Genomic DNA, 4,891 nt, shown 5'->3' with positions numbered 1-4,891 from the left:
AGAATGGAAATTTATTTATTATCAAAAAAGAATATGAATTTGTGAGCCAAGAAGAAAAATTCAGCTACTTTAAAGTGTTCCTCCTTGGCTTCGGCTTCTTTGGCATAAGCGTCATTTGGTCGATCTACAACTCTTACCTACCGATCTTTCTGAAAGAGCTGGGTCTAGCCTCCTGGATAGTAGGCTTCATAATGACGATTGACAACATATTCGCGGTGATTCTTCTACCCTACCTGGGAGTTCTCAGCGATGTGACCAGGACGAGGATAGGCAGAAGGAAACCCTATATACTCCTCGGTGCACCCCCGGCAGCGTTGACCTTTGCGCTTATACCCTTCTTTAAAGGAGAACTCATACCGCTTATGATAGTAGTAGTCACCATGAACCTCTCGATGGCCCTTTTCAGGTCACCTGTAATAGCGTTCATGCCCGACATCACTCCCAGCGAGAAGAGAAGTCAAGCCAACGGCATCATAAACTTTATGGGTGGTATAGGGTCGCTACTAGCGTATTTCGCTGGCTCCATCCTGTACAAGGTGAACCCCTCATACCCTTTTATCGCCTCCGGCGTTGTACTTCTATTATCAAGCCTCCTCGTAATACTACTCGTAGATGAACCCGAGGAGTTTAAGACCCGGGAGAAAGGCGGGCCAGGCTTCGCAGAGCTCCTCAAAAAGACGTTCAGGCAGAGCATGCGAGAGCTCTACGAGAACCTCAGGATGGCTGTAACTGATCCTGACAGAAGCCTGCTCTTCATGCTATCCTCCATCTTTCTCTGGTTCATAGGCTTCAACGCGATCGAAACATTCTTTACTAGCTACGCGAAGTGGTACATCGGTATAGACGAAGCTACAGGCTCGTTCATACTCGGCTTCGTAGCACTGGGCTTCTTGATTTTCGCATTACCGGCAGGGTTTATTGGGGCGCGTCTAGGCAGAAAGAAGACCATGACGCTAGGCCTGGCTTTGCTAATACTGCTACTCTTTGGAGTACACCTGGCGGCCACCTCCTCTAGAGGAGCGTCCACGGAGTTAATAATAGAGGGGCTATTCTTCCTCGGTGGCTTCGCGTGGGCTTTGATAAACGTTAACAGCCTGCCCACTGTGGTAGATATGACTACTCGGGAAAAGCTAGGGGCGTATACGGGGCTTTACTACTTCGCCTCTCAGAGCGCGTCCATCCTGGCACCGCCCCTCGCAGGGCTCCTCATAGATATATCAGGCTACGTGAGCCTCATGCCGTATTCAATAGCGTTCCTGGCCTTCTCCGCCGTCACCTTGCAATTTGTCAGAAAGGGCGAGGCAAGGAAAGGGTTCTAAAAAGGCCATCTTTTTTCCCACTCAAAGCATAACTTATATAAAAAATGGAACTATATCTATAGACGGTGCTATAGAGAGTGCGTTTAGCAGACCTCCTCTCGTATGTGCCTAGACATAAACGGGAGGCAGTCCTAGCCACGACTTCAGCCCTCCTTGCAGCCTTAACCGGGACCTATGGCCCCCTCGTAGCAAAACGAGCAGTGGATCTAGCAGTCTCTTTAAGATGGGAGGCTCTCCCACCACTCCTAGCCCTGTTCGTAGCCCTAACAGTTTCTCAGGGCTTCTTCAGCTATGTACAGGGTGTAAACGCGCGTAGGCTCTCGGAGGGGATAGCCTATGATCTGCGAGTCGAGCTCTACAAGAAGCTCCACGAGCTCTCGATATCCTTCATACACAAGCATGGCGCTGGTGGGCTCGTCGCACGCGTCACGGGAGACGTGGAGCAGGTAAAGAGTTTCTTCGAGGTGCTCACGATGTTCCTCGGGGGCCTCGTCCTTGTAGTCTTCTCAGTAGTAGCGATGCTGACATTGAACGTTAAACTGACACTGTTCACGCTGTCCGTCTTGATCGTGCTCCCTCTTCTTTCGAGATCACTATCTCCAAGGATACGCCACCAGTTTGACATCTCGAGACAAGAATACGCTAGGATGTCAACCATACTCCAAGAGACCATAGTGTCCATTATACCCATCAAGGCCGTCAACGCTGCCCAGTACATGCTTAGGCGCTTCAACACGCATAACGAGAGGTACACTGAGGCACTCATAAAGGCCGGCTGGCTACGTGCGATACTCTGGCCGAGCCTTAACCTCCTGAACAACGTGGCCCTCGTAATAATCCTTCTGTACGGTGGTCTCGAGTTAGCCGCGGGGAGACTCACAGTGGGCGACGTTACAGCCTTCACGATGTACGCGGGTATGGTCTCATGGCCCCTTACTCATCTCGGCTTCTTGATAGTCAACATGGAGAGAGCCCGCGTAGCGCTCGCAAGGGTTCAAGACGTTCTAGGCATGAAGCCTGACGTAGAGGATAAACCTGATGCTGTCGAGTTGAGGGTTATCCATGGGAGGGTCGAGTTCAAAGACGTCTGGTTTGCATACGATGGTGAAAGGTATGTTTTGAGAGGCTTAAGCTTCGAGGTCAAGCCTGGTGAGATAGTAGCCATAACAGGCCCTCCGGGAAGCGGTAAAAGCACCCTTGCATCGCTGCTGATAAGGCTTATGGACCCCCAGAAGGGCCAGATACTCATTGACGGGCAGGACATAAGAAACGTTAGACTCGAGTCGCTGAGAAGAAACGTAACTATAGTGCACCAGGACATTTATCTATTCCCGGACACCATCAGGAACAATATCGCCTTCGCCAGACCTGAGGCCACGGACGATGAGGTAATGCATGCAGCCAAGCTCGCGAACATCCATGAATTCATCTCTAGTCTCCCCGAGGGCTACAACACACTTGTGGGCGAAAGGGGGGTCACCCTCAGCGGTGGACAAAGACAGCGTGTAGCACTTGCAAGGGCTCTTCTGGCTAAGCCGAAGATTATAGTTCTCGACGACACGACTTCGGAGGTAGACGCTGAGACTGAGAAGGCGATTTATGACGCTTTAACGAGGAACCTTAAGGGGCACACGATTATCGTCATAACCCAGCGTCCAAGCACGATGGCGTTGGCCGACAGGGTCCTTGTTCTGGATGAGGGCCGTATCGTCGCCGAGTTAAAGGCAAGAGCTGAGGTGGGCCAGGTATGGCATGGTGGCATGACTTAGGCAGGCTTGACGAGCAGGAGGCCAAGATACCCTTAAGGGAGGTTGCGTCGAGGGTTCTCCCCCTACTCAGGCCGTATACAAAGTATTTTGTTATCATAGTATTGGCAGCGGTAGTCAGGCTGGGGGCTAACCTGCTATTCCCTCTACTAACCGGGAGAATAATAGACTCTGCCTTGTCCAAGAACTTTAACGGGATACTCGTATTTTCGGCCGCTTATCTTGCCGCAGCCCTAGTCTTCTGGGCCTCGGGCGTGGCCAGGGTTTACGCCACTGCTATAGCCGGGCAGAGATTCGTCCGGGACCTGCGCGAGAGGCTTATGCGGTCAATCCTCGGCTCGAAGGTTGTAAAGCTCAGGGGTGAACTTACAGGAAAGATAGTCTCCAGGGTAATGAACGACGTCGACGTCATCTCCGACATGTTCACCCAGGGTCTCGTAGAGTTCATCGTAGACCTCCTGACAATGATAGGGGCATTCTTCATAATGTTCACACTCAGCACCGAGCTCTCCCTAGTCATCCTACCCCTAGTTGTCTCAGTGTTCCTTGTGAGCTTCTACTTCGCCCGCAGGGCTAGAGCTGCGTTCACGAGGGCTAGGAGGATGATAGCAGAGGTCTCTGCGCGTGTGGAGCAGGACGCCTCGGGGGCAGCCGTCGTCAAGACGTTCATCCACAGGAGAGGCTCGCGAGAATCGGAGTTTGAGCAGGTGAGCAGGGCCTACATGGAGTCGAACGTCGAGGCCACCCGAGTCGTATCAGCAGTCAACCCCACGCTTTCAGCGATAAGGGTTGCTGGAGTCGCACTAATACTCTACTATGGAGGCATGCTCATCGCATCCGGCAGGCTCACTCCTGGAATCCTTGTAGCCTTCTTCGGCTACCTCAACATGTTCTTCATGCCCCTCCAGCTACTAGCGATGTTCATAAACTCCTTCCAGTCCGTGCTTGTCTCCACAGAGAGGGTTACAAGCCTGCTAAACATGGAGCAGGAGGTGAGCGGTAGCCTGGTAAAACCAGTCGAGGGACATGTAGAGGTGAAAGAGGTAACTTTCTCGTACGAGGAAGGGCTACCAGTCTTGAAGGGGGTGAGCATCGAGGCGCATCCAGGCGAGATGGTCGCCGTCGTAGGTCCCACTGGCAGCGGCAAGACGACCCTGGCCAAGCTCCTACTCCGCTTCTACGAGCCCGAGTCAGGCTCGATACTCCTGGACGGGACGCCTGTCGAGGAGTACGACCTTAAGTATCTCAGGAGCGTGGTAGCCTATGTGCCCCAGGAGCCCTCAGCCATATCCGGCAAGGTTATAGACAACATCACTGCTAGCAGAAAAGCCCCACGCGCGGAGGTCGAGGAGCTTATCGGGAGACTGGGTGTGAAAAGCATAATAGAAAGCATTCCAGGCGGGCTTGACGGCGAGATAGTCGAGGAGGGCAAGAACCTCTCAAAAGGGCAGAGACAACTCTTATCCCTACTAAGGGCGATAGTATCGAAGCCCAGAGTCCTCGTCCTAGACGAGGCTACGAGCAACCTAGACGTGGTCACAGAGCTGAACATACTCCAGGAGCTCCAGAGGATGATACGCGAGGAAAAAGCCACCCTCATAGTCATAGCCCACAGGCTAGCGGCGATACGCAACGCTGACAGGATATACGTCCTGAGAGACGGCAAGGTAGTCGAACAGGGGAGGCACGAGGAACTCCTCCGCCTGAGGGGCACGTACTACAGGCTATGGATAGCCCAGGTATCAGACCTCGCCGAGACCCTTGTAAAGGTAGTGCAAACAGCAACAAAGACTAGAAAATAAGAGG

3 protein-coding genes are annotated in these 4,891 nt (G+C 52.7%); all 3 read left to right on the top strand.

What is annotated here, in order from left to right:
• Positions 1-41 precede the first annotated feature (41 nt).
• Complete coding sequence (locus ACP5KC_RS08760) at positions 42-1,319, top strand: MFS transporter (RefSeq protein ID WP_052883923.1); 1,278 nt, start codon at positions 42-44, stop codon at positions 1,317-1,319.
• Between the two features lie 77 nt (positions 1,320-1,396).
• Positions 1,397-3,088 (top strand): ABC transporter ATP-binding protein, encoded by a 1,692-nt coding sequence (locus tag ACP5KC_RS08755; RefSeq protein WP_428287303.1) that lies wholly within the window; start codon positions 1,397-1,399, stop codon positions 3,086-3,088.
• Positions 3,067-4,887: an ABC transporter ATP-binding protein gene (locus tag ACP5KC_RS08750; protein ID WP_428287302.1), complete on the top strand. Its 1,821-nt coding sequence runs from the start codon at positions 3,067-3,069 to the stop codon at positions 4,885-4,887. The genes ACP5KC_RS08755 and ACP5KC_RS08750 overlap by 22 nt, the downstream gene beginning before the upstream one ends.
• Positions 4,888-4,891 lie beyond the last annotated feature (4 nt).

The sequence above is a fragment of the Infirmifilum sp. genome (assembly GCF_049970975.1).
GTDB lineage: Archaea > Thermoproteota > Thermoprotei > Thermofilales > Thermofilaceae > Thermofilum > Thermofilum uzonense.
The sequence above is the reverse complement of the archived record's forward strand: the minus strand, read 5'-3'. Positions and strand labels throughout refer to the sequence as shown.